The 24,840-nt window shown below is 63.5% G+C and carries 25 protein-coding genes and 1 pseudogene; 15 read left to right on the top strand and 11 right to left on the bottom strand.

Annotated features, from left to right (window positions below; translation table 11 throughout):
• Window positions 1-175: 175 nt before the first annotated feature.
• Window positions 176-1,075 carry a LysR family transcriptional regulator gene (locus P3H15_RS47680; protein ID WP_276143729.1) on the bottom strand — a complete coding sequence of 300 codons (900 nt, stop codon included), beginning with the start codon at window positions 1,073-1,075 and terminating at the stop codon, window positions 176-178.
• Between the two features lie 116 nt (window positions 1,076-1,191).
• Here P3H15_RS47680 and P3H15_RS47675 point away from each other — a divergent pair, with 116 nt between their 5' ends.
• Window positions 1,192-2,283: a tartrate dehydrogenase gene (locus P3H15_RS47675; RefSeq protein ID WP_276143730.1), complete on the top strand. Its 1,092-nt coding sequence runs from the start codon at window positions 1,192-1,194 to the stop codon at window positions 2,281-2,283.
• Between the two features lie 643 nt (window positions 2,284-2,926).
• Here the strand turns inward: P3H15_RS47675 and P3H15_RS47670 are convergent.
• A pseudogene (locus P3H15_RS47670) lies at window positions 2,927-3,037 on the bottom strand (substrate-binding domain-containing protein); the annotation flags it as partial.
• A 631-nt stretch (window positions 3,038-3,668) separates the two neighbouring features.
• Here P3H15_RS47670 and P3H15_RS47665 point away from each other — a divergent pair.
• Together P3H15_RS47665 and P3H15_RS47660 are read left to right on the top strand one after the other, a co-directional pair.
• Window positions 3,669-4,913: a Xaa-Pro peptidase family protein gene (locus P3H15_RS47665; RefSeq protein WP_276143728.1), complete on the top strand. Its 1,245-nt coding sequence runs from the start codon at window positions 3,669-3,671 to the stop codon at window positions 4,911-4,913.
• Window positions 4,914-4,947: 34 nt separating this feature from the next.
• Window positions 4,948-6,408, top strand: coding sequence for an NAD-dependent succinate-semialdehyde dehydrogenase (locus P3H15_RS47660; RefSeq protein ID WP_276143727.1), 1,461 nt, complete (start codon window positions 4,948-4,950; stop codon window positions 6,406-6,408).
• Between the two features lie 72 nt (window positions 6,409-6,480).
• Here P3H15_RS47660 and P3H15_RS47655 read toward each other — a convergent pair whose 3' ends face one another.
• Window positions 6,481-7,488: a zinc-binding dehydrogenase gene (locus P3H15_RS47655; protein WP_276143726.1), complete on the bottom strand. Its 1,008-nt coding sequence runs from the start codon at window positions 7,486-7,488 to the stop codon at window positions 6,481-6,483.
• Window positions 7,489-7,829: 341 nt separating this feature from the next.
• Here P3H15_RS47655 and P3H15_RS47650 point away from each other — a divergent pair, with 341 nt between their 5' ends.
• The 7 genes from P3H15_RS47650 (at window position 7,830) to P3H15_RS47620 (ending at window position 15,054) form a co-directional block, all read left to right on the top strand.
• Window positions 7,830-8,864, top strand: coding sequence for an NAD(P)-dependent oxidoreductase (locus tag P3H15_RS47650; RefSeq protein WP_276143725.1), 1,035 nt, complete (start codon window positions 7,830-7,832; stop codon window positions 8,862-8,864).
• 150 nt (window positions 8,865-9,014) lie between these two features.
• Window positions 9,015-9,887 (top strand): bifunctional methylenetetrahydrofolate dehydrogenase/methenyltetrahydrofolate cyclohydrolase FolD, encoded by an 873-nt coding sequence (folD, locus tag P3H15_RS47645; RefSeq protein ID WP_276143724.1) that lies wholly within the window; start codon window positions 9,015-9,017, stop codon window positions 9,885-9,887.
• 111 nt (window positions 9,888-9,998) lie between these two features.
• Window positions 9,999-11,612, top strand: coding sequence for an ABC transporter substrate-binding protein (locus P3H15_RS47640; protein WP_276143723.1), 1,614 nt, complete (start codon window positions 9,999-10,001; stop codon window positions 11,610-11,612).
• Window positions 11,609-12,640, top strand: a complete 1,032-nt coding sequence (locus tag P3H15_RS47635; protein ID WP_276143722.1) for an ABC transporter permease — start codon at window positions 11,609-11,611, stop codon at window positions 12,638-12,640. The genes P3H15_RS47640 and P3H15_RS47635 overlap by 4 nt, the downstream gene beginning before the upstream one ends.
• Window positions 12,633-13,454 carry an ABC transporter permease gene (locus P3H15_RS47630; RefSeq protein ID WP_276143721.1) on the top strand — a complete coding sequence of 274 codons (822 nt, stop codon included), beginning with the start codon at window positions 12,633-12,635 and terminating at the stop codon, window positions 13,452-13,454. Before P3H15_RS47635 ends, P3H15_RS47630 begins: the two co-directional genes overlap by 8 nt.
• The gene (locus tag P3H15_RS47625; protein WP_276143720.1) at window positions 13,451-14,383 is read left to right on the top strand and encodes an ABC transporter ATP-binding protein; all 933 of its coding nucleotides are present in this window, start codon (window positions 13,451-13,453) and stop codon (window positions 14,381-14,383) included. Before P3H15_RS47630 ends, P3H15_RS47625 begins: the two co-directional genes overlap by 4 nt.
• Window positions 14,380-15,054, top strand: coding sequence for an ABC transporter ATP-binding protein (locus P3H15_RS47620; RefSeq protein WP_276143719.1), 675 nt, complete (start codon window positions 14,380-14,382; stop codon window positions 15,052-15,054). Before P3H15_RS47625 ends, P3H15_RS47620 begins: the two co-directional genes overlap by 4 nt.
• 2,380 nt (window positions 15,055-17,434) lie before the next feature.
• Here P3H15_RS47620 and P3H15_RS47615 read toward each other — a convergent pair.
• Window positions 17,435-17,980 (bottom strand): hypothetical protein, encoded by a 546-nt coding sequence (locus P3H15_RS47615; RefSeq protein ID WP_276143718.1) that lies wholly within the window; start codon window positions 17,978-17,980, stop codon window positions 17,435-17,437.
• Between the two features lie 529 nt (window positions 17,981-18,509).
• Between P3H15_RS47615 and P3H15_RS47610 the strand changes: the two genes are divergently transcribed.
• A complete protein-coding gene (locus P3H15_RS47610; protein WP_276143717.1) occupies window positions 18,510-18,683 on the top strand; it encodes a hypothetical protein in 174 nt (57 codons plus the stop codon).
• 586 nt (window positions 18,684-19,269) lie between these two features.
• Here the strand turns inward: P3H15_RS47610 and P3H15_RS47605 are convergent.
• The 4 genes from P3H15_RS47605 to P3H15_RS47590 form a co-directional block, all read right to left on the bottom strand.
• A complete protein-coding gene (locus P3H15_RS47605; protein WP_276143716.1) occupies window positions 19,270-19,509 on the bottom strand; it encodes a hypothetical protein in 240 nt (79 codons plus the stop codon).
• A 172-nt stretch (window positions 19,510-19,681) separates the two neighbouring features.
• Window positions 19,682-19,909: a DUF2510 domain-containing protein gene (locus P3H15_RS47600; protein WP_276143715.1), complete on the bottom strand. Its 228-nt coding sequence runs from the start codon at window positions 19,907-19,909 to the stop codon at window positions 19,682-19,684.
• A gap of 318 nt (window positions 19,910-20,227) precedes the next feature.
• Window positions 20,228-20,485, bottom strand: coding sequence for a hypothetical protein (locus P3H15_RS47595; RefSeq protein WP_276143714.1), 258 nt, complete (start codon window positions 20,483-20,485; stop codon window positions 20,228-20,230).
• Window positions 20,486-20,609: 124 nt separating this feature from the next.
• Window positions 20,610-20,792, bottom strand: coding sequence for a hypothetical protein (locus P3H15_RS47590; protein ID WP_276143713.1), 183 nt, complete (start codon window positions 20,790-20,792; stop codon window positions 20,610-20,612).
• A 113-nt stretch (window positions 20,793-20,905) separates the two neighbouring features.
• Between P3H15_RS47590 and P3H15_RS47585 the strand changes: the two genes are divergently transcribed.
• Together P3H15_RS47585 and P3H15_RS47580 are read left to right on the top strand one after the other, a co-directional pair.
• Entirely contained in the window at window positions 20,906-21,112 is a 207-nt protein-coding gene (locus tag P3H15_RS47585) for a hypothetical protein (protein ID WP_276143712.1), read from the top strand.
• Between the two features lie 103 nt (window positions 21,113-21,215).
• Entirely contained in the window at window positions 21,216-21,458 is a 243-nt protein-coding gene (locus P3H15_RS47580; protein WP_276143711.1) for a hypothetical protein, read from the top strand.
• Window positions 21,459-21,630: 172 nt separating this feature from the next.
• Here P3H15_RS47580 and P3H15_RS47575 read toward each other — a convergent pair whose 3' ends face one another.
• Together P3H15_RS47575 and P3H15_RS47570 are read right to left on the bottom strand one after the other, a co-directional pair.
• The gene (locus P3H15_RS47575) at window positions 21,631-22,365 is read right to left on the bottom strand and encodes a thermonuclease family protein (protein WP_276143710.1); all 735 of its coding nucleotides are present in this window, start codon (window positions 22,363-22,365) and stop codon (window positions 21,631-21,633) included.
• A 215-nt stretch (window positions 22,366-22,580) separates the two neighbouring features.
• Entirely contained in the window at window positions 22,581-23,048 is a 468-nt protein-coding gene (locus P3H15_RS47570; protein ID WP_276143709.1) for a hypothetical protein, read from the bottom strand.
• A gap of 326 nt (window positions 23,049-23,374) precedes the next feature.
• Here P3H15_RS47570 and P3H15_RS47565 point away from each other — a divergent pair, with 326 nt between their 5' ends.
• Together P3H15_RS47565 and P3H15_RS47560 are read left to right on the top strand one after the other, a co-directional pair.
• Window positions 23,375-23,902 carry a hypothetical protein gene (locus tag P3H15_RS47565; protein WP_276143708.1) on the top strand — a complete coding sequence of 176 codons (528 nt, stop codon included), beginning with the start codon at window positions 23,375-23,377 and terminating at the stop codon, window positions 23,900-23,902.
• Complete coding sequence (locus P3H15_RS47560) at window positions 23,899-24,357, top strand: hypothetical protein (protein ID WP_276143707.1); 459 nt, start codon at window positions 23,899-23,901, stop codon at window positions 24,355-24,357. Before P3H15_RS47565 ends, P3H15_RS47560 begins: the two co-directional genes overlap by 4 nt.
• A 22-nt stretch (window positions 24,358-24,379) precedes the next feature.
• On the opposite strand, the gene P3H15_RS47555 is transcribed toward P3H15_RS47560, so the two are convergent.
• Window positions 24,380-24,631, bottom strand: a complete 252-nt coding sequence (locus tag P3H15_RS47555; RefSeq protein WP_276143706.1) for a hypothetical protein — start codon at window positions 24,629-24,631, stop codon at window positions 24,380-24,382.
• Window positions 24,632-24,840: the final 209 nt, after the last annotated feature.

The following is a 24,840-nucleotide window of genomic DNA, read 5'->3' as shown; positions in this document are numbered from 1 at the left end:
GCAGCGCGGCGCGAATCACGTGTATCGACACGCCCTATTACCGAAATATCAGTAAGGAGGCGATTTGCCAAGAAACCCCGGTCACGTTTGGTGTTGCTGCGACGGCGACATCCTCGACTCGCCCGCTCTGGTACAGCTGCAAAAGACGTTCAGAATCTTCTGACACGACCACCCATCATGCATGCAGACGGCCGGCGAGGTGCGCGTGTAGATGGTCCACCGCAGCCTGAACTCGCCTGGGTACCTGTGCAGCAGCCGAATACACCGCGTAAATGTCCGCCGGAGGTGTATCGATACACGGTAGTAGCTGCACAAGTGTGCCATCGTCGAGCATGGGCTGAACATGCCACAGCGACCGCATGAGCACACCGCGGCCGTCGATACACCACTGCGTCGCGATGTCGCCGTCGTTGCTGATCATGTTGCCTGCAACTCGGATCGCTGTCTCACCGATCCCCGAGCCGAAACGCCACAGCGCAAAATCGCCTTCGTCCTGGCGCAGCACGATGCAATTGTGTTCGCGCAGATCGCTGATCGCGCGCGGGGCAGGGTGATCAGCGAGATACTTCGGCGACGCAACGGCCACACGACGGTTGCGACACAGCAGTTTTGCCGTCAGTCTCGAATCCTGGAGCAGACCAACACGTATCGCGATGTCGAACGGCGCGTCCGACAGATTCGGCGGTTTGGCGGACAGTTCGATGTCGACGTCGACCCGAGGATTGTCCGCAACGAACTTCGCCATGAGCGGTGCGATGTGGGCGCGGCCGAGACCTACCGACGAATGGATCAACAGTCTGCCGCGCAGTTCGGCGTAATGACCGCTCACTGACTCCTCGAGCTCCGCCAGTTCGCCGACAATGACCGAGACACCCGCCGCGTACCGCTCGCCCTCGGGGGTAAGCGTCGATCTGCGCGTGCTGCGCTGAACGAGCCGGACACCGAGACGGTCTTCCAGCTGCGACAGCCGTTTGCTCACTGACGAAACCGACATGCCCAGCTCGCGGCCGGCCTGGGTCAGGCTCGATGACCGCGCGACGACGTCGAAGAACTCGAGGTCGTCAAACTGCGTCATACCGACCCTTCTTTCCAGTCTGGAAAAACAGTGTTGCCGTCGAGCGGCTATCGCGCGAGCTTATCGCGCAATACGGTGGCAATACCAGTCGAGGATCGAACGAAAACGGAGCTACGATGGGCGCCACACACCGAATTGCCGTCATCCCCGGAGACGGGATCGGGAAGGAAGTAGTTCCCGAAGGGCTGGCCGTGCTCGAAGCCGCCGCATCCGCATTCGACTTCAAGATCGACTATGAGGAGTTCGATTACGCCAGCGCCGACTACTATTCCGACACCGGACAGATGCTTCCCGACGGCTGGTTCGAACAACTGAACGCGTTCGACTCCATCTACTTCGGCGCGGTCGGATGGCCCGACGTCGTCCCCGACCACGTCTCGTTGTGGGGCAGCCTTTTGCAGTTCCGCCGCCATTTCGACCAGTACGTAAACCTACGTCCCGTCAAGCTGATGCCGGGAGTCACGAGTCCCCTGGTCGGTAGGGAACCGGGAGAGGTCGACTTCTACGTCGTGCGCGAGAACACCGAGGGGGAGTATTCGAGCATTGGCGGCAAGATGTTCGAGGGAACCGACCGCGAAACCGTCATTCAGGAAACGGTGATGACTCGCACCGGTGTCGACCGAATCTTGAAGTACGCCTTTAACCTCGCGCAGCGGCGCTCGGCCAAGCACCTGACTTCGGCGACGAAGAGCAACGGTATCTCGATCACGATGCCGTACTGGGACGAACGCATTGAGGCCATGGCCGGTGACTACGAGGACGTGCGCGTCGACAAGTACCACATCGACATTCTGGCGGCGAACTTCGTCATGCATCCCGATTGGTTCGACGTCGTCGTGGCGAGCAACCTGTTTGGCGATATTCTGTCCGACCTTGGACCCGCATGCACCGGGACGATCGGAATCGCACCGAGCGCCAACATCAATCCCGAACGCAAATTCCCCAGCCTGTTCGAACCCGTCCACGGATCCGCGCCGGACATCGCCGGACGCGGCATTGCGAACCCGGTGGGCCAGATCTGGAGTGCGTCGTTGATGCTCGACCACATCGGCGAGCCGGGGGCAGCCGCAGCGATCCTGACCGCCGTTGAAACCGTTCTTGCACAGGGCGGTGCCTCGCTTACCCCAGATATGGGAGGCACCGGGACGACATCTTCACTCGGCACTGCTGTCCGCGACGAGTTGATCCGGGCAACGAAAGCGGGGTAGACACCGTTCTGATGGAAGCGTCTCAACCTCTGCTTCGACGATGGCTGGCACGTAGCCTGCTCGCCTGTCGAGAACCTAGGAGTGGTGGATACATGGTCAGCCCACGGGGTCATCGGCTTGCGCAACCAGGCGGGCAGCCAGGTAGCCGATATGCCCCGAAGGGACATTTCTACCCGCCTGCTTCCGGGTAGCGCACCTTGCAGGATCATGTGGCCTGAGCGACACGGGGCGGCCAGTCGCTTACGGTCCGTGAAGCGTCACGCAATCTGGAGCGCGAGGTTGGTTGGGCTCCGTTCGAGTAGCGGCGCCTGGGTAGCAAACTCCTAAATTTTTGCGAGCATTACGCGAACGCGGCACCGATGCGACGCCGCATCTGCTCCGTGAGTATGGAGTTGCTTTGGCATCCAAACGTCTTCGATGACTCGCGCGATTGAACACGTTCGATTCCGATCGATCAGCCCCTGAAAGGGAGGGGTCGCAGTCCTCTGGATGGAGAAGCGGTCGAACCTGTGGCTATGAGAGAAACTGGTGTCACGGTGTGCGTGGTCGCGGTGGTGATCCCGGTTATCAGGTTGAGGAGTATGCGCGCAGTCTCGACGCCCATCCGGTGTGTGGAATGCGAACGTGGTCATGGCGGGGTGGACTAGTCCAATCGGATTTCGTTGAATCCGGTGACAGACACATCGTCTGGGCAGCGTAGCCCGCACCATCGCAGGCGATCCAGGCAACCAACGGCGAAGGTGTCGTTGGCTGCGACAACGGCCGTCGTGTTGCTGGATCAGACCCGTGCTCAGTTTTCGCGGTCCTGCGATCATGGACAAACGGGTGTAGTCCAAGCTCGTAACCACAGGGGGAAATGCACGCGCTCAGCGAGGAGTTTGTCGATCCCTCGAAGGATCGGCGGAAATCGTGGGTTCGTTAGATCCGGGACCAGCACGCCTGTTGTCGTTCGCCACGTTCGAAGGGCAATCACCGTTAGGTCGGGTTCGCAACCCACCTCACGCGCAGCCGCGGGGACGGCCGCCATGGTTCTCTAACTCAGCTAATGTTGTGTCGCCGACATTCAGTGCGCGGGACACGGTCGCCGGATGGGCGCCGACCAAGTTGGCGGCATCACGAATGGTCACTCGTGGGGTCGGGATACGTTGAGAGTAGCGGTCGTCTCTCGTCTCGGTGGTCTTGACTAACAGGGCTCGCAACGACAATACTGCGAACGATTGCAGTGGACCTATCCGGCACTCTTGGCGCCCTCCTTCTCGGCCCGCCGCAAGAGACGAGCACGTGCCACGACTGGATCGGATTCAAATGAAAGCAACCAAGACCGGATCGTTCTTGTGCTACGCGACGATAGATGACGCAGTACCAATCGATGGACAGGAAACGTAATGAGTACAGGACGCCCTATCGCGGCCCCCGGCCATACAGGTGTCGACTACGAGCAGCGCGTCGATTTCGACAGACTGCGATCATATCGGCTCGGCCGGGCCAAGGCTGCCCTTGAGTCGAGCGATTGCGGCGCGTTCTTGCTGTTCGACTTCTACAACATCCGTTACACCACCCAGACCTGGATTGGTGGGGCGCTCGGCGACAAGATGAGTCGTTACGCGCTACTTACTCGCGGTGGGGAACCGGCGTTGTGGGACTTCGGTTCTGCGGCACGTCACCACCAGCTGTACTCCCCGTGGCTCGACCCCGATAATTCGCACGCAGGGATGCTCGGTCTGCGTGGCGCGATCTCGCCCGAAGCTGGCCTGATGGAGTCTGCAGTCCGAGAGATCAAGGGAATGCTAGAAGACCAGGGCCTGGCGAAATACCCAGTTGCCGTCGATATCGTCGAACCACCGTTCTTGGCCGAGATGGAGCGGCAGGGTCTAAAAGTGGTCGACGCTCAGCAGTTGATGTTGGATGCGCGCGAGATTAAGTCTCAGGACGAGATCATGCTGTTGGCGCAGGCTGCGGCCATGGTCGATGGCGTATATCAGGATATCTACGAGGCACTTAAGCCGGGAGTGAGGGAGAACGAGATCGTGGCCCTCGCGAGCAAGCGGCTGTACGAAATGGGTTCCGATCAGGTCGAGGCGATCAATGCCGTCTCCGGTGAGCGGTGCAACCCGCACCCTCACAACTTCTCGGACCGGATCATCCGCCCGGGCGAGCAGGCATTTTTCGACATCATTCAAAGCTACAACGGGTACCGGACCTGCTATTACCGTACCTTCAGCGTAGGCTGGTCCACTGCACCGCAGCGTGACGCGTACTCGCGTGCCCGCGAATGGATGGACGTGGCGATCCAGGCAGTCAAGCCAGGGGTTTCGACCGCAGAGATCGCCAAGCTATGGCCGAAGGCCACAGACCTGGGGTTCGCGAGCGAGATGGCTGCCTTTGGCTTGCAGTTCGGTCACGGCTTGGGACTCGGCCTGCACGAGCGGCCGATCATCAGTCGGCTCAACAGCCTGGACAACCCTGTAGAGATCAAGGCCGGTATGGTGTTCGCGCTGGAAACATACTGCCCTGCAACCGACGGATTCTCCGCGGCGCGGATCGAGGAGGAGGTCGTGGTTACCGAAGACGGTCCTCGAGTCCTAACTCTTTTCCCGGCGCAGGAACTTGTCGTCGCGAACCCTTACTAAACCCAGGCATTTCGACGAACAAAGGACGATGTGCATGCTGAAAGAATCTAAGGAGCGCGCTGGCGACCTGCTGACCGATCTGTACATCGGAGGCAAAGCCGTGGCCGCGTCCGATGGAGGCCGGTTCGATGTCATCGATCCGGCCTCCGGTGAAGTGATCGCGTCGGTGGCGAACGGCACGGTTGACGACGCTTCGGCAGCTGTCGATGCCGCTGCAGCGGCAGCGGCAGATTGGGCCGCGACCGCACCGCGCGAGCGCGGCGAAATCCTTCGGCGGGCGTTCGAGCTCATGACGGCTGATCGTGAGGAACTAGCAACTCTCATCTCGCTGGAGAATGGCAAATCACTGGCCGACGCCCGTAGTGAGGTTAGCTATGCTGCGGAGTTCTTTCGTTGGTATTCCGAGGAGGCAGTGCGGATCGAGGGAGTCGTTGTCGACGCGCCGTCCGGATCGAATCGGATTCTTGTCACCCGCCGGCCGGTGGGTATCTGTGTATTGGTGACCCCGTGGAACTTCCCCGCTGCAATGGCCACGCGAAAGTTAGCACCTGCACTGGCAGCAGGTTGTACTGCAGTGCTCAAACCAGCTAGCGATACACCGCTCACGGCATTGGCCCTCGCACGAATACTTGAATCCGCCGGCGTGCCCTCAGGTGTGGTGAACGTGTTGCCCGCCCGTCGCTCGGGACCGGTCGTCTCGACAATCCTGCACGATGAACGGGTCCGCAAACTGAGCTTCACGGGGTCCACGGACGTTGGGCGAGTTCTGCTGCGCGAAGCGTCCGACAACATCGTCAACACTTCGATGGAACTCGGAGGTAACGCACCGTTCATCGTATTCGGTGATGCTGACCTAGACGCCGCCGTCGATGGCGCGATGGTAGCCAAGATGCGTAACGCGGGGGAGGCATGCACGGCCGCCAACAGGTTCTATATCGAGGCGTCGATAGCCAACGAATTCACGCGACGACTGGCTGAGCGGATGAATGCGTTGACAGTAGGACCTGGCTCCGAAGAAGCGACGGAGGTCGGGCCACTGATCAATACTGCAGCAGTCGACAAGGTCGATGAACTCGTGCGCGATGCGGTGCAGAAAGGGGCACGTATTGCCACCGGAGGAACGCGTCCCGAGGCAAACGGCTACTTCTACTCACCGACAGTTCTCGTCGATGTGACCGCTGACGCAGACATACTGGGAGAAGAAATCTTCGGCCCGGTCGCGCCGATAGTGACCTTCGAAACCGATGACGATGCAGTCAGATTGGCTAATCAAACCGAGTACGGGCTTGTCGCATATGTCTACACCGCTGACTTGTCCCGTGGCCTACGCGTGGGGGAGCGGATCGAGGCGGGGATGATCGGCCTCAATCGGGGGCTCGTGAGTGACCCGGCTGCGCCCTTCGGTGGGTTCAAACAAAGCGGGGTGGGCCGTGAAGGTGGCCATGAAGGGGTCCTCGATTACACAGAACCGCAGTACTTCGCCGTTGATTGGTGAGTGGCAGTTCGACGAGCAGCGCCGCCGGGCATCAGCCCGGCGGCGCTGTCATGTAAAAGACGGCCAGTACTATCAGGCGTCGATGGTGAGGTCGACGACGAGTTTGCCTGCGGCTCGATACTCATCCATGTACCGGTGCGCTTCGGCAATGTCGCCCAGAGCGAATATGCGGTCGATGTTGGTGCTCACGCGCCCGGATTCGATGGCATCGACGATTTCCTGGTAGATCTCGCCGAACTGCTCACGGTTGAGCACATTGCTGCCGAAGAAGCTGAAGGAGATGTCCCTCTTGTCGGCCACCGCCTTGACGTCGGACAGTACAGGTTTTCCATCGGGCCCGAAGGGTGGATATCCCGCGAGAAATCCAGTGATGCACGCCTTTCCGCCACGCTTGACCGACTGAAGAGCCTCCTGCATCGCGTCGGGGCCGATGAACTCGGCAAGGGCATCGACCCCATCGGGAAAGAGTGCCCGGACGGCGTCGGTGGGATCGTTGTCCAGCACAAGCACATGGTCGGCGCCGGCCTTTTCCAGCGCAGCTCGTTTTCCTTCCCGGCGGGTCGTCGCAATGACGGTTGCACCGCGCTCCTTGGCCAGGGCAATGACCGCTATACCTACAGCGGTACTTCCGCCGTGCACCAGCACGGTCTCTCCCTCATTGGGCATGATCTTGTCGACCGTGCCTCGTGCGGTTCCGAACGTCATGGGAACGGCCGCGAGCTGAGACCACTCGAGCTCGGTGTTCACGGGAACGACGGCACGTTCTGGAACCAGAGTGTATTCGGCGTAACCGCCGTCGATGTCGCGCCCTAGGCCTGCTGACATCGCGAGTACCCGTTGTCCGGGCTGCAAGTCCGATCCGGGAGCGTCCACAACCTCGCCGACAAGCTCGATTCCCAGAACGCGCGGAAATTTGACCATGCCCCCAGAGCCGCCCGCGCGCGTGACCACTTCCGAATGGTTCAGCCCGAATGCCCGAACGTGGATCAAGACCTTCCCGGCTTCGGCCTGCGGAATAGGGCGCTCCTCGATATTGAGCACTTCCGGCCCCCCGGGAGCGTTTACAACTACAGCCTTCATTTTGGTCCTTTCCAGTAACAAGAGGGGCCGAGTCAGAGCCGCACCACCGACCGCCTGCATGGTCGCAGTTCCAACGTCAACGCGCATGCACACGGGGCCGATGCGCCCGCACCGGCGGCTACCACCCAACTCGGCAAACGATTGCAAATGAAGGTTATGGCCGATCTAGTTGTGCGTCAAGGTGGCCATCCTCGGCAGTGAGACGGTCGATACGCGCAGATGTCTACGTGCTCTAGCGAAAGATGTTTGACATGCAGAGAAGATGGCTGCAGAATGACTGCAATCGTTTGTAGTTTTGTGCGTGCGAAGTAGCGTGTGCTAGGTCATGCACTTCCAGTGCCGTGGGGGATGTCGAACTCTGGCTCGTCCCAACCGCGTTGATCGCCCCCAGCACCGTCCAAACTCTCGACCAAACCAACAGGAAAGAGAAGAAGTTGACGAAGTCTCCCGCTGTAGGCTGGATTGGAACCGGTCGTATGGGTTCCCAGCTCGTACAGAGGTTGCTGAACGCCGGATATGACGTCAGTGTGTACAACCGCACTGCGTCCAAGGCTCAGCCGCTCGTCGACCGGGGAGCGAAGCTGGTTTCGAGTCCAGCCGAGCTCGCGGACCGTGACATCGTCTTCACGATGGTTTCAGCGCCTAAGGATCTCGAGGCGGTCACGACGGGTCCGGGCGGTCTGCTGACAAATCCCGATTACGCACCTCGGATTATCGCTGACTCCTCAACGGTTTCGGTCGAAGCCAGTGAACTTCTTCGCGCTGCAGCCGCGGAGCGCGGAACACAGTTGCTGGCCACGCCGGTGAGCGGAAACCCAGCCGTCATCGCGGCAGGCAAGCTGACCGTCGCGGCTTCAGGTCCACAGCAGGCTTTCGATGAGGTCGAGCCGCTTCTTGAAGCATTCGGTCGTGGCGTGACCTATGTCGGTGACGGTGAGGTGGCTCGCTTGGTGAAGATCGCCCATAACATCATGCTTGGTGTGGTCACGCAAACTCTGGCAGAGATCACGGTATTGGTCGAGAAGGGTGGCGTGACTCGCGAAGCATTCCTGAACTTCTTCAATGACTCGGTTATGGGCTCTGTCTTCACTCAATACAAGACTCCGGCTTTCGTGAACCTCGACTTCGCTCCGACGTTCACCAATGTCCTGCTGCAGAAAGACTTCGATCTCGGTCTCGATGCCGGTCGTAGCTTGGGTGTACCGTTGCCAGTGACTTCGGTGACTCGCAACCTGGTGGCCCACGAGGTGGGAAGCGGCAATGTGGAACTCGACTTCGCGACGCTGCTTCTGACGGTAGCGAAGGGTGCGGGGCTCGAGCTGGCGCCCGAGAATGCTGTTGTGAGCGATGGTCTAGAGGCTAGCCAGTCGGCGTAACTCTTCGCCCCACAGTGGCAATGCTCTTTGGTTCTGCGGGTGGTAGACAAGCGCACCGCTGTCGTCTCCGAGCGACTGCCGTCGCCCGGATGCGACAGCGGTGCCTCCGCTTCGAATCCTGAATATCGTAGTGCCTGAATAGGAGAAGGTTTGTCTGCCAAGATCATCGATGGAAGATCGGTCGCTACCAAAGTGCGAAACCAAGTGAAGCTGGCCACCGAATCCTACTATTCGGCAACGGGACGACGGCCCGGACTGGCCACGGTTCTGGTTGGTCACGACCCAGCTTCCCATGTCTACATCAACAACAAGCGAAAGCAGTGCGTAGCGGCTGGGATGGTGGACCTCCACCATCCCTTACCTGCGGAGGTGGCACAGGAAGATCTGGAAGCGCTTTTAAGGAAGCTGGCGGCTGACGACTCGGTATCTGGAGTACTGTTGCAGCTCCCGGTGCCCGAGCACCTCGACGCCAGCGCGCTCCTCGACTGCATCCCGGCCCACAAAGACGTCGATGGACTGACGACGGAGAGTGCTGGGCTTCTTGCGCGCGGACTTCGAAGCTTGCGGCCATGCACGCCGGCGGGAGTGATTGAACTACTTCGCGTCTCCGAAATCGAGGTATCGGGTCGTCACGCGGTAATCGTGGGGAGATCGCAATTGGTCGGAAAGCCATTATCTCAGTTGTTACTCCAAAGTGATGCCACGGTCACTGTTGCGCATTCGAGGACGCAGAATCTGCCGTCGATTACCCGTGATGCCGATATCATCATTGCAGCGGCGGGTGTCCCGCACCTAATCGGTGCGACGCACGTGAAACCCGGTGCAACTGTGATCGATGTAGGTATTCATCGAACACGAGACGGACTGCGTGGCGACGTCGATTTCGACGCAGTTGTCGACATTGCAGGTGCTCTCACCCCCGTTCCCGGCGGCGTCGGGCCGATGACAATAGCGATGTTGCTCAGCAACACCCTGCAGGCGGCAACCTTCAACACCCAAGGTATGGCCGCATCTGTGCGCTGAATCCTTGCAGATATCGGCCTGGTATAGCGACGTTGTCGCTAGCTCATCCGGGTGAATGTCCCTAATTGCAAGTCGGTTGATAGGTAGTAGATCGGATGTCCGGGAGGCGGCATGGCAGCTCGAATCGGTGCGACGGTATCGGCGGCGGGTTGTGCTGCAACCCTGATCCTGGCGGGCTGCGGTGCACCGTCCTCGTCCGGCGGTGGTGGGGGCGACGAACTTGTTCTTGCGGACGGCTACGAGTTGGGCGGCTACAACCCGATCGCCGGATACGGGCCGGCCGGTGATGCGAAGATGTACGACGGCCTGGTCCGGTTGACCGGTGGGGACGGCATGCCCGGGTTCGAGCCGGCACTGGCCACACAGGTTCCGACACCGAACGCGGATGTCACGGTGTGGACGGCGACCCTGCGCGACGGGGTCCGCTTCAGTGACGGCACCGACTTCGGCGCCGAGGACGTCGTGGCCACCTACCGGGCGATCCTCGATACGGCGTCGGCGTCGGAGGCGAAATCGTCGTTCGAGATGATCGATGAGGTGGTGGCGGTAGACGAGTCGACCGTGCAGTTCCGGCTCGCCTACCCGTACACCCCGTTCTTGACGAAGCTGTTGATCGGCGTGGTGCCGTCCGAGGCGGTAGCGACCCCGGGTCTGGCGGCGGAGTCCGCACTGAACACTAACCCGATCGGCACCGGACCGTATCGGTTGATGAGCCTGAGCCCGGACCGTGCGGTGTTCGAGGTCAACGATCAGTACTGGGGCGGCGCCCCGGAGGTGAAGAAGCTCACCTTGATCTACGTGCCGGACGACAACACTCGCGCCCAGCGCATGTCGTCCGGTGAGATAGACGGCACGAATCTGCCTCCACTGCTGGCGAATACGTTCACCGAGAAGGACGGCATGGCGGTGACCGCGCACACCTCCGCGGACTGGCGAGGCGTGTCGTTGCCGACCGGCAACCCGGTGGCCGGGGACAAGGCGATTCGGATGGCGTTGAATCTGGCGGCTAACCGGAAGTTGTTGATCGACAACGTCCTCGGTGGGCACGGGCGCCCGGCCGCGACCCCGATCCCCGAGGTCTACGGGAACGCCTACAACCCGGATGCGACCTTCCCATATGACCCACAGCGGGCGAAGCAGGTCCTCGACGACGCCGGATGGGTCCCGGGCGCGGACGGAATCCGGGTCAAGGACGGCCGGCGCGCCGTGTTCACCATCATGTACAACTCGGTGGACACGGTCCGTCGCGATCTCGCCCAGGCCTTCGCTTCCGACGCGCTGGCGGTGGGGGTGGCGATCGATCTGGAAGCGCTGTCCTGGGATCGCATCGACCCCCGCATCAACACCGATGCCACGCTCCTCGGCGGTGGCGACGAACCGTACGACCCTGACACCCAGGCCTTCAACGCGCTCGACTCGGCGTTCCTCGCCCCCGGTGTGGGCAGCATCTACGACAATGCGAGCGACTACGCGAATCCGGCGGTCGACGCGGCACTCGAGAGCGGACGCCGCAGCCTGGACCAGGCGTCCCGTGACCGGGACTACCGCGACATGCAGGCCGCGTACGTCGCCGATCCCGGGTACGTGTTCCTAGCCTTCCTCGACCATACCTACGTGTCCCGGAACTCGGACTGGACCATGTCCGGTCCGGTCCTCGAGCCTCATTCCCATGGGGTGACCTGGGGCCCGTGGTGGTCGCTGCAGTCGTGGACCCGCGGGTCGTGACCGACCTCGACGTTCGGATGAGCGCACCCGCACCGGGTGCCTTCGCCCGCGCCAGGCGACAAGGCATCGCCGCGATGGGGGGCCGACGGGTCCTGTTCATCATTCCCGTCCTGGCCGTCGTTTCCGCGGCGGTGTTCGCGGCTGCGGCGCACTCGCCGTTCGACCCGCTGGTCGGCTACCTCGGCACCCGGTATTTGACCACCAGCGAGGCGGATAAGACCGCGATCGCGGACCAGCTGGGCTTCACCAAACCCTGGTACGAGACGTATGGGAGCTGGGTGCACGGCGTGCTCGCCGGGGACCTCGGGATCTCGCGGTCATTCAATCAACCCGTGGCTCAGGTGATCAGCGAACGGCTGCCGTGGACACTGCTGTTGGTCACAGTCGGTCTCGGAGCGGCCATCATCTTCTCTCTGCTGCTCGGGGTATGGGCGGGCATGCAGCGCGGCAGTTGGCTCGACCGGCTGGTCGCGGCGGTGTGCCTCGTCGTGCAAGGGCTGCCCCCGTTCGTGCTGGCCCTGACCGCGATCGTCTTCTTCTCGCTCGGGATGGGCTGGTTCCCGGTCGCGGGCCTGACCGACGGCGGCGCCGATCCCACCGTCGGGCAGGTGTCGCGGCACCTGATTCTGCCCGCCGGGGTCCTCGCGATCTCGCAGATGCCGTGGCTACTGCTGGCAGTCCGCGAGTCGGTGGCCTCGGCCCGGGGTGAGGATTTTGTCGCTGGCGCGCTCGCCCGCGGCGTCGATGTCCGCACCATCACCCGGCGGCACATCGTGCCGACCTCGCTGGCACCATTCGTGACCATCATCGGAGTGCGGCTACCGGAAATCATCGTCGGCGCCGTCCTCGTCGAAGAGGTCTTCTCCTGGCCGGGCATCGCGGGGGCGCTGGTGGAGTCCGCCCGCAATCTCGACATGGCGTTGCTGGCACTGTTGACTGTCGGCACCGTGGTGGCGGTCATGCTCGGCAGCCTCCTCGCCGACATCGCGTATGCGCTCCTCGATCCGAGGGTCTCCACCGATGGGTAGGCGGCGACTGATCCTCTCCTCGATCGTGCTGGGCGCCATCGCCCTCTACGCCGTCGCGATCCCCGCTCTCGCGGGGATCGACGATCGGATCATCGATTTCGCGCAGGCCCGGACTTCGCCGTCGCTCGCGCATCTGTTCGGCACCGATGCGTCCGGGCGTGATCTGTTCGTGCGCATCGCCAAGGCCATCCGCACCTCCCTGCTCATCGCCGCGGCCTGCGCGATCCTCGCCACCGTCCTCGGGGTGGTCGTCGGCGCGGTGTCCGGGCTCGCCGGCGGGTGGATCGACCGGATCGTCATGCGCTGCACTGACGCCGTGAACGCCCTGCCGCATCTGCTGCTGGGTATCGGGATCGTCGCGATGTTCCGAGGCAGTGTGCTCGCGATCGTGCTGTCGATCGCCCTCACCCACTGGACGCAGGTCGCCCGCATAATCCGCTCGGAGATCCTGAGCCTGCGCAGCCGCCCCTACATCGATGCGGCCATCCTCGCTGGTGCCTCCCGGCGGCACATCATCACCGCGCACCTCGTGCCCGCCACCGCACCGCAGGCACTGATCGCCATCGTTCTGCTGCTCCCGCACGCGGTGTGGCACGAATCGACGCTCTCGTTCCTCGGGTTCGGGCTGCCTCCGCACGCACCGAGCCTCGGCACCCTCCTTGAGGAGGCCCGCAGTTCCTTGTTGCTCGGGGGATGGTGGACCCTGGCATTCCCTGCCGGGATCCTCGTCGTCACCACCATCTCGGTGGCGGTTGCCGGTTCCGCGCTAAGCCGGCGCCTCGTCCCGCCCCCGCCGAAGGTTCTCGTCAGGTGACCGCCACACTGAGCATCGACGACCTCACCGTCCGGTTGCCGGTCGACGGCGGCGTGGTCCACGCTGCCAGCGGCGTCAGCCTGGACGTCCCGGCGGGCTCGGTCACCGCGCTGGTGGGCGAGTCCGGTTGCGGAAAGTCGATCGCCGCCGCCGCGATCATGGGCATGCTGCCCGAAGGTGCGCAGGTGTCCGGGACGATCACGATCACCACCGCGGGCTCCGCGATCCAGGTCGTGCCCGACGGCGGTGCGCCGGACAGGTTCCGAGGCCGGGTGGCGGCGCTGATCCCGCAGTCGCCGTCGACATCGCTCACCCCGGTGCGCACCGCCCGATCGCAACTGCAGGAAACCATCGATACCCTCGGCGGAACGCACACCTGCGAAGAACTCGCCTACCGGGTCGGCCTGGAATCCTCTGCTCTCGACTTGTACCCGCACGAGCTGTCCGGCGGCATGGCGCAACGTGTCGTCCTCGGGGCCGCGATCGCCGCCGATCCCGCCGTCATCGTGGCCGATGAGCCCACCTCGCACCTCGACCGCGATCTCACCGACCGCACACTGAGCCTGCTGCGTGAACTCGCCGACGCAGGTGCCGCCGTCCTGCTGATCACCCACGATCTCACGTCGCTCCTGCGCACCACAGTCACCGACACCATCGCGGTCATGTATGCCTCGCGGATAATGGAGATCGGCCCCGCAGCGGAGGTTTTCGCCGACCCGTGGCACGACTACACCGCCGACCTGCTCAATGCGCTGCCGTCGCGGGGACTGCATCCGATACCCGGATCACCACCGAGCCTGACAAACCTTCCGAGCGAGTGTGTCTACCACCTGCGCCGGCCCTCCTCCACCCAGTCGAGGGGACCGACCTTCCTGTCGAGCATCGGCGCCCGAACGGTCCGCACAAGGTGCGAGGGTGCGCGACCATGAGCCTGCGCGCGGAGAACATCACCGCCGGGTATCGACGCGGGACCCCGGTGCTGGAGGGAGTGTCGCTGATCCTCGACAGGGGCGAGACCGTGGGGCTGACCGGCCCGTCCGGCAGTGGCAAGACCACCCTCGCTCGCGTGCTGTCGACGCTGGAGCGGCCCTGGTCGGGCACCCTGACCATAGACGAGCACCCGGTGACCGGCACCCGATTCGCCGACCCCGCCGCGGTCCGCGTCGCCGTCGCTATGCTGTTTCAGTCCCCGCGGGCGGCCACCAACCCGAGGTGGACATTGGCCAGGATAATCACCGAACCTCGCACCATCAGAGGTGCAGCGGCCACCACCAACGAGGTAGCAGCGCTCGTCGAGGAGGTCGGGCTCACACCGGATCTGCTGACCCGTCGCCCGCACGAGGTCAGCGACGGACAACTGCAACGCGCCTGTCTGGCACGGGTCCTGGCGCAGCGTCCGCGCTACCTCATCTGCGACGAAGCCACCGCCATGTTCGACGCAGCGACCACCGCGGCACTGGTTCGGCTGATCTTCGCCCGCGCCGAACGCGACCGTATCGGCGTGTTATTCGTTAGCCACGACCGTGAGCTGTTGGATACGAGCTGCGCGACGGTCCGCACCCTGGACTCGCTGTCCGATGCGCAGCCAGCCACGCCTTGACGCGGTAATAGCCTGTCCACGCACAGGAAGTGTCAGGGGGCCTCGCCGCGATCGCGTTGCGCCGGTGACATCTGCCGCTGCAGGGGGGTGGGTGTGGCCAATTCCGTCCTACTCGTGATCGTGTTCGCGGGTGGCCCGTGCCCTAATCCATGATCGGCACCGGGTCGCTAAATCCTTGTGCAGTTTGCCTATTCGCGCTCGCCAACAAAATCAGTTTCCCGTCCTATTTGGTGCGCCCGGTGGTGCGTCAGGCTGGGCGAGGGCATCTTTACCGCGGTGGAGGGTCTTGGTTACCTACGAACGTGGTAGTGGTGCCGGTGTAATTGTCGTGCAACGCCCTTCAGAGCGGCCCTTGACCCGAGGGGGTGTCGAGTTTTGCCAACGCGAACGCCGGAGCCGGATCGAATACCGGCGCCTTGGCAGCCGGCGCGCCGCCGAGTGACCCGGTTCCCGTTCTGCATCGGCGATGGCCGAGCACCCGGTTTGGCCTAGGGCGATGATCGCACCAGATTCGATGACAGTGGTCAGGGGCGTTGGCGCGCGTGTCGATTCTCCTGTCATCTGTGAAGCTGAGGTACATACGATATGGCGTTCACCTCTGACACCCTCTATGAGGTATGACCAAATTGCGTTGTTGGAAAACGTATTTCGAGGACACTTCGATCTATGCGGATCGAGTGGGCACATGAGGGCAGCACGGGTCACGAACTGGCGAGGCAACCATAACTGGTACTGAGAAGGATTTCGCAGAACCGCGTTGCCAAGTCCTGTGCGGTGGGCTCGTGTCCTTTCTTCCGGCTTCGTTTCATTGCTCCCGCCTCATGATGTCTTCGCCGGATTGTGGTCGATGGAGAACGGCTCCGATTACGAACGCCAGAGCGATGCCACCGCCTGCGAGTACGCCAGCGGCGATTCCGGCCGCAGTTCCCGCTGCGGAGACGACCAGGTTCTGGAACTCGCTAGGGCGTTGCTCGTTCACCATGATTGGCGCCGTCCGTGCTTGTCTAGGTGTGCTCGTTCCGCCTTGGCGAGGGCGTTATTTCGCCCGACTTGGGTGAGGTTGCGGTCGAGATAGATGCGGTCGCTGCGTGTGTGGCTGCCTTGACGGTTGTCAGGTAACGAGCGCTGGGTGTTAGCTGTTTTCTGGGCAAGCAGGCGGTGCCGTTGTAGGCGGGGGTGAATGCAAACCATTCCCAACACCATTTCAGTCGGGTCGCCCTGATTTCTAGCGATTTCCCGGAAAAGAGCCGTCGAATACATCACAACGTCATTTCCTACCTGTCACCGTGGGTGCGCCGGTGGTGGCGCCAGCTCAAAGCGACGTCCGCAGCCACCACTGATCCGTGTGACAACCATGCAACCTACGACAACTGCGGCACCCACGACCGACTGCGCCGTGTGACACGTTGTCGAGTCCACCTAAATCGACGACAGCTTTTCCGATTCCAACCTCGGAATCCGTCCAGAGGACGGCAGCACGCCCGGCGTCGATCTTGGAATCGCCTCAGCCACCGGTTGCTCCGCAACCAGGGAACGCCATACCTGTCCATTCGCGCGGAGCTGCCTGGCGGCGCTCGTCATCCATCACCGCGTTCGCAGGTGGCAGACATGCTCTAGGTAACCCACCTGTCGGTGTGTGTCTCGTCGGTTCATCGAGATCAGCACGTCGACCTTGACTGATCCGTACCAGGTGGGCAGCAGGCCGCCTGGACCGGCTCCGCGGCGTCGGCGGCTCGAAGGACCTCGAGCTGGGGGAGTCCGCCGACAAGTCGGTCGACTGGGTCGAGGTTGACGGTGGCGCGTAGGGGTTCGACAACCGTGACAGCACGGCGAGGCCACCGACGATGACGGGCGCCTTACCGATGAGTGCCCGAACCTCGTTCACACCCGGGAGGACGGCGGCCATCGCATCGCCGACAAACACGACATGGCTACCAACCACTGGTCGACTGAGCACCGGGTGCCCAGGCATCCGGGATTTCCCGGCCCCGCCCGAGGTCCTGGGCGAGATTGAGCGCGATGAACACCGGATGCGCGGGCGGTCTATTCGAGCGGATTGGAGTCTGGCTCGATCCGGGACTGGACGACCGCAGGAACCGCGTCACCCGCGACTGGTGCGGGATTCGGGGCCGGGGTTCCGCCGTCGCAGTTCCACAGTCCGCGGTCGGCGGCCTCGGCTTCGATCAACCGGGTTGCGGCGCGAAGGTAGTCGACGGTGTAGGTGCGGGCGGCCCCAAACTCTATGGCCTAATCTAATAGCGGCCCTCTTCATCTTTGAATTGCGATAAGCGTGAACAGGCTGCAGGAGGGCGGTAGTCGCACGCCCCCACCCTAATCGCGAGGGGGGCGTGCGCCGTCGTCGAGCTTTTCCGTCGATCGTTCAGCCGACGTGCCGGGTGCCCTCGGCGAGATCGCTGTAGCCGGGGAAGTTGTTGCCGTACCCGGGTGTCCCGTTCTCGGCGCCGAGGCCATTCTCATTCAGGCAATGCGTGTTCACGTAGGAGGCAGGGTTGGGGTTCTCCAACGCTTCACGCCAGCTCTCCAGATCGTAGGTGGGTCCAGTGACCTCACGGCTTCCGATCTTCTCGATCGGAATCATCTGGTGGCACTCGAGCTGTTGCCAGATGCTGTCGGCGAGCTGCCCGTACAGCCCTGGCACGCAGCTTTGGATCTGGTGCCACATCGAGACGGTGACGTCTCGGTTCGCGGGTGCGTTTCTTGCTGCACTCGTCGGTGTGAGGACGATCTTGTAGTCAGGTCCCGCGACGGCCTTCGTGGAGATCCCGGCTACATACTTGTTGGCTCCGCAGCCAGATACCGAAGGAGCTGCGGACGCTGTCGACGCGAGACCTAGAGCGACTACGACAGCGGTGAGGATGACTACGAGTAGGGAAAGGATGTGCCTGGGAGAGATTCGTGTTGCCATGACCAGCTCCTGTGTGCAGGGTTGACGGCCGCGCCGAGCAGCAACTGAACGTTTGCTGCTCGGCGGACCCTTGCTACCAACTACCCCGGGTATGGCCGACTCCTGTTGTGTTCCTGTTGGGTTCGCGGCCCGTCAGGCAGAAGTGTGGTCGTTTCCGGAGCTTTGCCATCATCGCACTTTTCTGGGAGCCGTATGTTACTTCCGTGTTAACGAACGGCGAGGTGTTGAGGTGGAGGGTCTGACCCACTACAGTCATTAGCTTGATACTCAAGTGCCAAACATTCGTTGCTCGACTTTTGGGTTTCGCTTGTGCTGGAGCGGGTGCTTGGGAGTACCATTTGTGAGTCCGGTACGCCGGATGTTGCAAGACCGCATTGGCGGGACTGCTACCAACACCCTGGTGGTCGCGTTTGCCGACCCCCGGATCTGAAACCCCCTGGTTCGCGGCCGGGGGGCTTCTTTTGTATTGGAAGGTCGGGGATTGCTGGTCGCTGACAGAACGACGTTGACCTCGACTACGGTCCTCACCATGGGCGGCGAGTGGATCCAAATCGACCGAGATTGCGTGACGTGCGGCAAAGCCGCTTTCCGGCACTACATCTACGCCAGCCTCGGCGGCGTGCTCATCGAGACCGACCTGTACGAATGTGTCACCCCGGGTTGTCTTGGGCCTGTCGCGATCTGCGAACCGATCGACGGATGATCGCGAAGAAGCAAACCGGCTGAGCTGCGACGCTCTGCTGGTGGGTCCAGTGTCGCGCCAAGGTCGGTTCAGACGCGCCTGGCGGACGAAACCCCGCCGAGTGTCCGCGGCGCCTCGGCGGGGTTTCGTCCGCCAGGCGCAAGTCTGGGAGGAGGTCGGTGCGAGACGTTATTATCTGCGCCGATTTACCACCACCGCGTCGGCATCGATCAATTTTCAGCTGTCTGCCACGTCGCACCGCGAAGGCTCCGCAAGGTGAGCCCAGACGGCAATACGCAAAGGCCCGCCACCTCATCGCGAGGTGACGGGTGCTTTTATCGTTTGTGAGGCGGGCTAGTTTCCCGCGATGTCCGCCTGGTTGCGGGTGGCGGAAGCTCCGATGCCGGAGGACGTGTTTTCGGTGACGACGACACCGTCGACGATGATCTTGCAGCAATGGCGTCGCTGTCTTCGAAGCCATTGGGTGCTCTCACGGTGGCGACCTTGATGATTCCAGTCACCATCACGTCCTTCGACCAGGGAAGCGCGATGCCGTTCTCCTGCGACATGTTGGCATCGCCGGATGTGTAGGTGACTGGTCGAAGCATCATTGTGAGAAGGCGAGGGTGCCGTCGCTGAATCGTGCTGGTCCGGGTGTGCCTTCGAGGCATTCGACGATGTGCGGCTCCTCGTTCACCGGTTCGACGGGTGCGTCGGTGGTGGTCTCCGGAGGCGGGGTGGTGCGTCGAGTGTGGTGGACGCCGGGACCGGGGTGGTCGTTGCCGGTGGCGTCGTGGTGGAGGACGGCGCCGACGATGTGTGGCTTGTCTGGTCGCCGCTTCCACATCCGGTCAACATCAGGGCGCCAGCGAATACCCAGACCGCCAGATGTCGTGTCATTGGTGTTCCTTCCGACGACGACAGCATCTCGTGCGTCGTCCGGATGCGAGTTCCTCGTGGTTTCAGGCGGCCGCCTCGTCCGTATCGGGCCTGTCCGCGGCGGGACGCTCTGTTGCGGGTTATCGGCTCTGCACGTGGTCGGTCCAGTGGTGGCCGTCGTGCCAGCGGATCAACCGTGCATCAGCGGTGTCGGGATACCAGCCCGGTGGCACCGGGTGAGCGGTCGCTGCCGTGCTGCCGGACTTGACCGCCCGCACGATCAGCAGGATGACGCCGATGATGATGGCCAGTATCACGGCCAACGCGGCGCACACGATCAGCCAGTGCCACGGACTCATTGCTCCCATAGCCGTGAGTATGGCCCCGGAGCCGGTGGCGGAACTCGACACGACTGAGGTGGACCGAAGTTCATTCACGCGAACGACAGCTGAGGCGCCGCCCGGGGCGGGGTAATACTGGATCACCGTCACACGCGACGTCGGCGCCTGTGGCCGTACTCGAGCGCTCGACACGCCATGGGGACGGCCTCCGTTATTCGGTGAGAACGGGAGCGGCGGCTGGGATCGCGTGGATCACCACTCGCGGACCGATAGCCGTGACGGTATGCGGTTGCCTCGGTGGGTGGGGTGTCGGTGCCGACGACCGCTGGGCCTGGACCGCCCGGTTCAACGCATGGAAACGAGCACGATAACGGCAGTCAGCACGACGGCGACCAGTTCGATGGCCCCGAGGATCAGTGCGGCAACGGCCAGACCGGAGCCCGTTTCGTGGTCGCGCCCGGCGGTCTCGACGTAACCGATCGCGCCGAATACCAGTGCCGGGAGGCACAATCCGGTCAGGGCGCAGAACAGTGCCACGATCGCGCACATGTTGGTTCGCTCGGGCGCCTCGATGCTGAGGTCGGTCTCGTCGAATGTCACCACGGGCAAATTCCTCGCATTCATTGGTGGAGAAGGTGCGGACGGGTCGGGCCGCTGAGCCCTCGACGCAACCGGTCACGCTGTCCTGCGTGAACTGGGTGCCCGGAGTCGCAGCGGAGGAAGGTGTTCACCGTGCAGTGGTGAGTGGGCGTCTCCGGTGCTGGTGGCGGACGATGACGGTGGCACTGACCGCCCACGCGCCGAGCCCGATGACGGACATGCTGGGTGACCATGTGGTTGCTGCCAGGGAGAGGCAGTACACCCCGGTCGCCGTGACGAGGCCGCTGGTCGGCGTGGTCAGTGGTGTCATCGTTCCCGTTTCGCTTGTTGCTCTGCGCGATGTGCTGTCGATTGTGCCAGAGCATCGGTGTCGTCATGCGGCGGGATCGTGTGTTTGCTGGGGTTTGCTGATATGACTTCTGGATGCGAGTGCTGGCGGTGGCGGCGTTGGTCGCCGGAATGGTGTGCGTTCTGGTCGGGTCGTGGTGGTGGGCAGCCGGGTGGATAGTGGCTGGTCTGATCCTGGATGGTGTTGCGCGTGAGCAGGCCGCGAAGCGGCGTGCGGCGCGTGCGGCGGGTGTCGAGCCGTCGCGCCCCTTCCTCGAGTTGTTCGGTGGTTGGGGAGAGTAGCCGCCATCGCGCCGGGGATTGGGGTTGGCGTTACGTCCACGCCGCGGAGCGGCACCCCGATGCGCTTGCCCTGTCATGCGAATGATAGAGGTGTGCAGGGGGAGTGCCCGAATCCCGCACCACCGATCCGGAGGAGTTCGTGTTCTGGGTGGTGCGGTGGGTGTCCGAGCGGACTTCGTTGAGTCTGCATCCACCGGAGCGGCCGGATTTCCGAGGTCCGTCCTGGGCCACCCAGCCTCAGCTGTTGAAGGACCTCGATACCGGGTGGCCCGGTGCGTGGCTGAGCGCCACCCGGACGGCGTTGTCGGTGGCCGGCGCCGACGACATGCTGCCACCACGCTCATGACAGCCGGCCGAGCCTGGAGCGGGTATCGACGGGCGGATCGGCGTGTTCGCAAACGAACGCGAAGTGGGGCGCACCTTTATGGTAGGCGTGCCCCACTGCCGGTGTTCGGGTCGAGCGAGCCGGTCATGCGGTACGGCGTGCTGCTCGACCGTCACCTCCCCGGCGGCTGGTTTTAGCTCGCGGCTTTCCACCGGTTGCGTCCGTCGGAGCCGGGTGCGCAGACCATGGGGGTTCCGGTGCTGGTGACGCCGGTGCCGCCGCTGCAGAAGGCGCCGGGTTTGACGACGTTCCCCGAGGGTGCTGGGTTCGGTGCCGGGGTGGGCGGTGTTGGTGCGGGGCGAGATTGCGGTGCCGGCGCGGGACTCGGTGCCGGGGTTCCGCCGTCGCAGGTCCACAGTCCGCGGTCGGCGGCGCGGGCGGCGGCTTCGGCTTCGATCAACCGGTCCGAGGTGCGCAGGTAGTCGACGGTGTAGGCGCGGGCGGCTCCTTCGCGGGCGGCCTTGATGGCGTAGTCGCCGTCCATGTCGTTGTCGAGCGCGACGTAACGGTTGACCTGGCCCGCGCTATCGGTGTCGGGTTGCGTCGGCTCCGGGTTGAGTTGGATTGCCCGGCTGAGGAGGTGATCCTTCGCGAACTGGGTTGATTGTGCTGCCCAGCAGTCTTGGCCTTCGGGGGCGTCGATGCCGAGGACGGATACGGTGAGCATCTCGCCGCTGGTGGGGTGTCGGGTGACGAGGGTGTCTCCATCGATGACCTCGACGACCTGGGTGACGCGCTCGATCGTGTAGGGGTTGGCCGGTCCGGCCACTGCTGGGGCTGCCGCTGCGCCGAGGGCGGCGAGGGTGGCGGCGCCGACGAGGACTGCTCGCGCGGCCCGTGGGGGCGTCGTTGTCGATCTGCTGTGCACGTGAACTCTCCTGATGTGAAGGGGTGACGCCCGGACCGCGGATCTGGCCATGTGGCGTCGGTGTGGCTGTGGGGCAGTGCTGAGACCTATGCGTCATCCACGGTGGACGCGAACATCGATGTGGTGATGTGAGGTTCGGGGGTGGCGGAACGGACCGGCTGGCGTGGTGGCATCGGTCCGATGCTGCCCGTCCTGCTGGTTCCCCTTCGGTGGGGTCAGCAGTCGCCGTCGGCGGCGGCGTAGATGGCGCGCTCGATTTCGGTGCGGTCGGCCTTTGGGATTTCGTCCCACGTCGGTTCATTCGGATCAGGGGCCGGGACGTCGAGGTCACCGGACGCTTCGAGGTCCTGGAGAAGTTCTTCGCCGCCGGTGCGTGCGAGTTCGAGCAGGCCGTCGGCGGCTTCGTTCGCGTCGAAGGGTTCGCCGACCAGGTCGGCGAGTTCGCGGACCGCGTCGAAGTACTCCAGCGTGTCGTGGCACGTCTGGAGGTAGAGCGCGGCTCCGTGCTGGTTCTTCTCGCTGGTGGTCTCGGCCGCCGCGGTGGTCGTGGGTGGGGCGGTGATCCGTTTGATGGTGGAGTCGGCGTCCTGTGTCGAGGTGGTCGCGGTTTCCGAGGCAGTGTTGTTTGCCGTGGTGGCTGGGTCGTCGCTGCAGGCGGTAAGGATCAGCACGGCCGCGTTCATGCATGTAGCGATCGAGAGGATGCGGCGGATTCGCATGGTGTGTGGCCTGTCTGAAGTCTTGTCCGGGGGAATCGTTATGAAGAGTTGGAGCTGCGGATCGGTGGGGACCGGCTCCCTGGGAGTAGATACCAGACGTGCCGGAGGTGGAAGATAACTGGGGGGTCGCTGACGGTAGCCGCCGGCACGGGGGATGGTTGTGTGTACCTGCGCAGGGTGCTCCGGGGTGGCGCAGTAGTGTTCTGCCGGTGTCCTTGACATCTCAGATCGAGTGGGCCGGATCGCCATTCATGCGGTTCGCGCAGAAATCTATTCCCAACCCTGGTGCGGTGACTGCGGTCCACGACGGGATCCGCAAGCAGGCACTCCGGACGAAATCCAGCCATTCCGGGAAGAGGCCGGACTGGGGGCTGATCGGGACCGCCATCGATTTTCGGCTGAGACTAGCGTTCACCACGGACGACCTCGTCCCGGTGTCGGCGCGGAGGGGCCACACGGCGCTGACCAGAAATCATCCGGAAGCCGCGGCCTTGCTGGGCGAGTTGACGGCCGCGATCGCCGCCACTCTCGCCGAGGCACCCCCACAGCCGGCCGACCGTATCGAGCTGCCCGAATCCATCGAGAACGACCTGCTCCGCCTCTGCGTGGTCGCCGGCCAGCTGGACCAGCTCTACCGCTCGTACCCGCATGTCATCGACAAGACACCGCTACTGGACGGCGGGAGGGCGGTGACGTTCGATCAGGCAGTGCACAGGTGCCGTGGTTCGTCATCGATCAACTCCACGACCAGGTCTGCCTCGCGAACACCGGACTGGGCCAGTTGCGTGCCAGTGCGCGCACCGCGCGCTCGGGGATGAGCTTTTCCGGTTCCGACGCCATCGGCGGCGCCGATGCGGACCTGCAGGTCGACGGGCTGCTCCTCGACTTCAAATCCACGCACGCCGCGACGACGATCACCAAGTCCGATGTCTATCAACTCGCCGGGTATGCACTCATGGACTTCGACGACGACCACCACATCGATCACGTCGGCATCTACTGGACACGCCACGGCATCAAGCGCACGTTCTCGCTCCCCGGGTTCTTCGAACTGCTCGGGGCCACCGAGACGGTCCCGGAACTCCGTGCCGGCCTGCGTGCCGAACTCGCCGCATACGACGAACAGCGCCAGCGCGCCCGCGACGCGGCGAGAAACGCCGCCGAGCACCGAGAGGTCGTCGATGCCACAGGTTCGCACGAGAGCGGCGAGGAGATACCGGTCCGCCGCATCCATCAGACCCGTCGATGGCTGCACCGCGTCTTTCAGCGCTGAGACCTGAGCATGGCGCAGGTTGTCAGCTACCGAAGAACGGCAGCCCCGGCGGGTTGGGTTCGGGTTCTGGCTGCGGTGTGGTGCTCCCGTCGACGGTGAGGGTGACTTTGTCGCTGCCGACGGCGGATCGGACGTCGCCTTGGAGCCAGCAGTACGCCTCGACGGTGTAGTCCCCGGGGTGGGGCACGGTGACGAGGAACTGTGTGGTCTCACCGATGGATGCGCCGAAGCCGGGGACGCTGGCTAGGGGCAGGGTCGGCCACATCCACGGCATATCGCCGCCGGTGCTGCGGTGGTCGGTCAGTTGCGGGAAGAATTCGATCCCCGGGTAGGTCAGCGGGCCGGGGTTCGGGTTGGTGACGACGGCGCGGACGACGAGCCCGTCCGCGTCGGCGGTGATGGTCGGCGCCAGAACCGGTTCCGCGGCACTAGCGGGAGTTTCCTAGATAGCTGTGGCGTCGGTGCGATTAGCGCTGGTGGGAG

This window comes from Rhodococcus sp. T2V (assembly GCF_029269925.1).
Classification (GTDB): Bacteria; Actinomycetota; Actinomycetes; order Mycobacteriales; family Mycobacteriaceae; genus Rhodococcus_F; species Rhodococcus_F koreensis.
The sequence above is the reverse complement of the archived record's forward strand: the minus strand, read 5'-3'. Positions and strand labels throughout refer to the sequence as shown.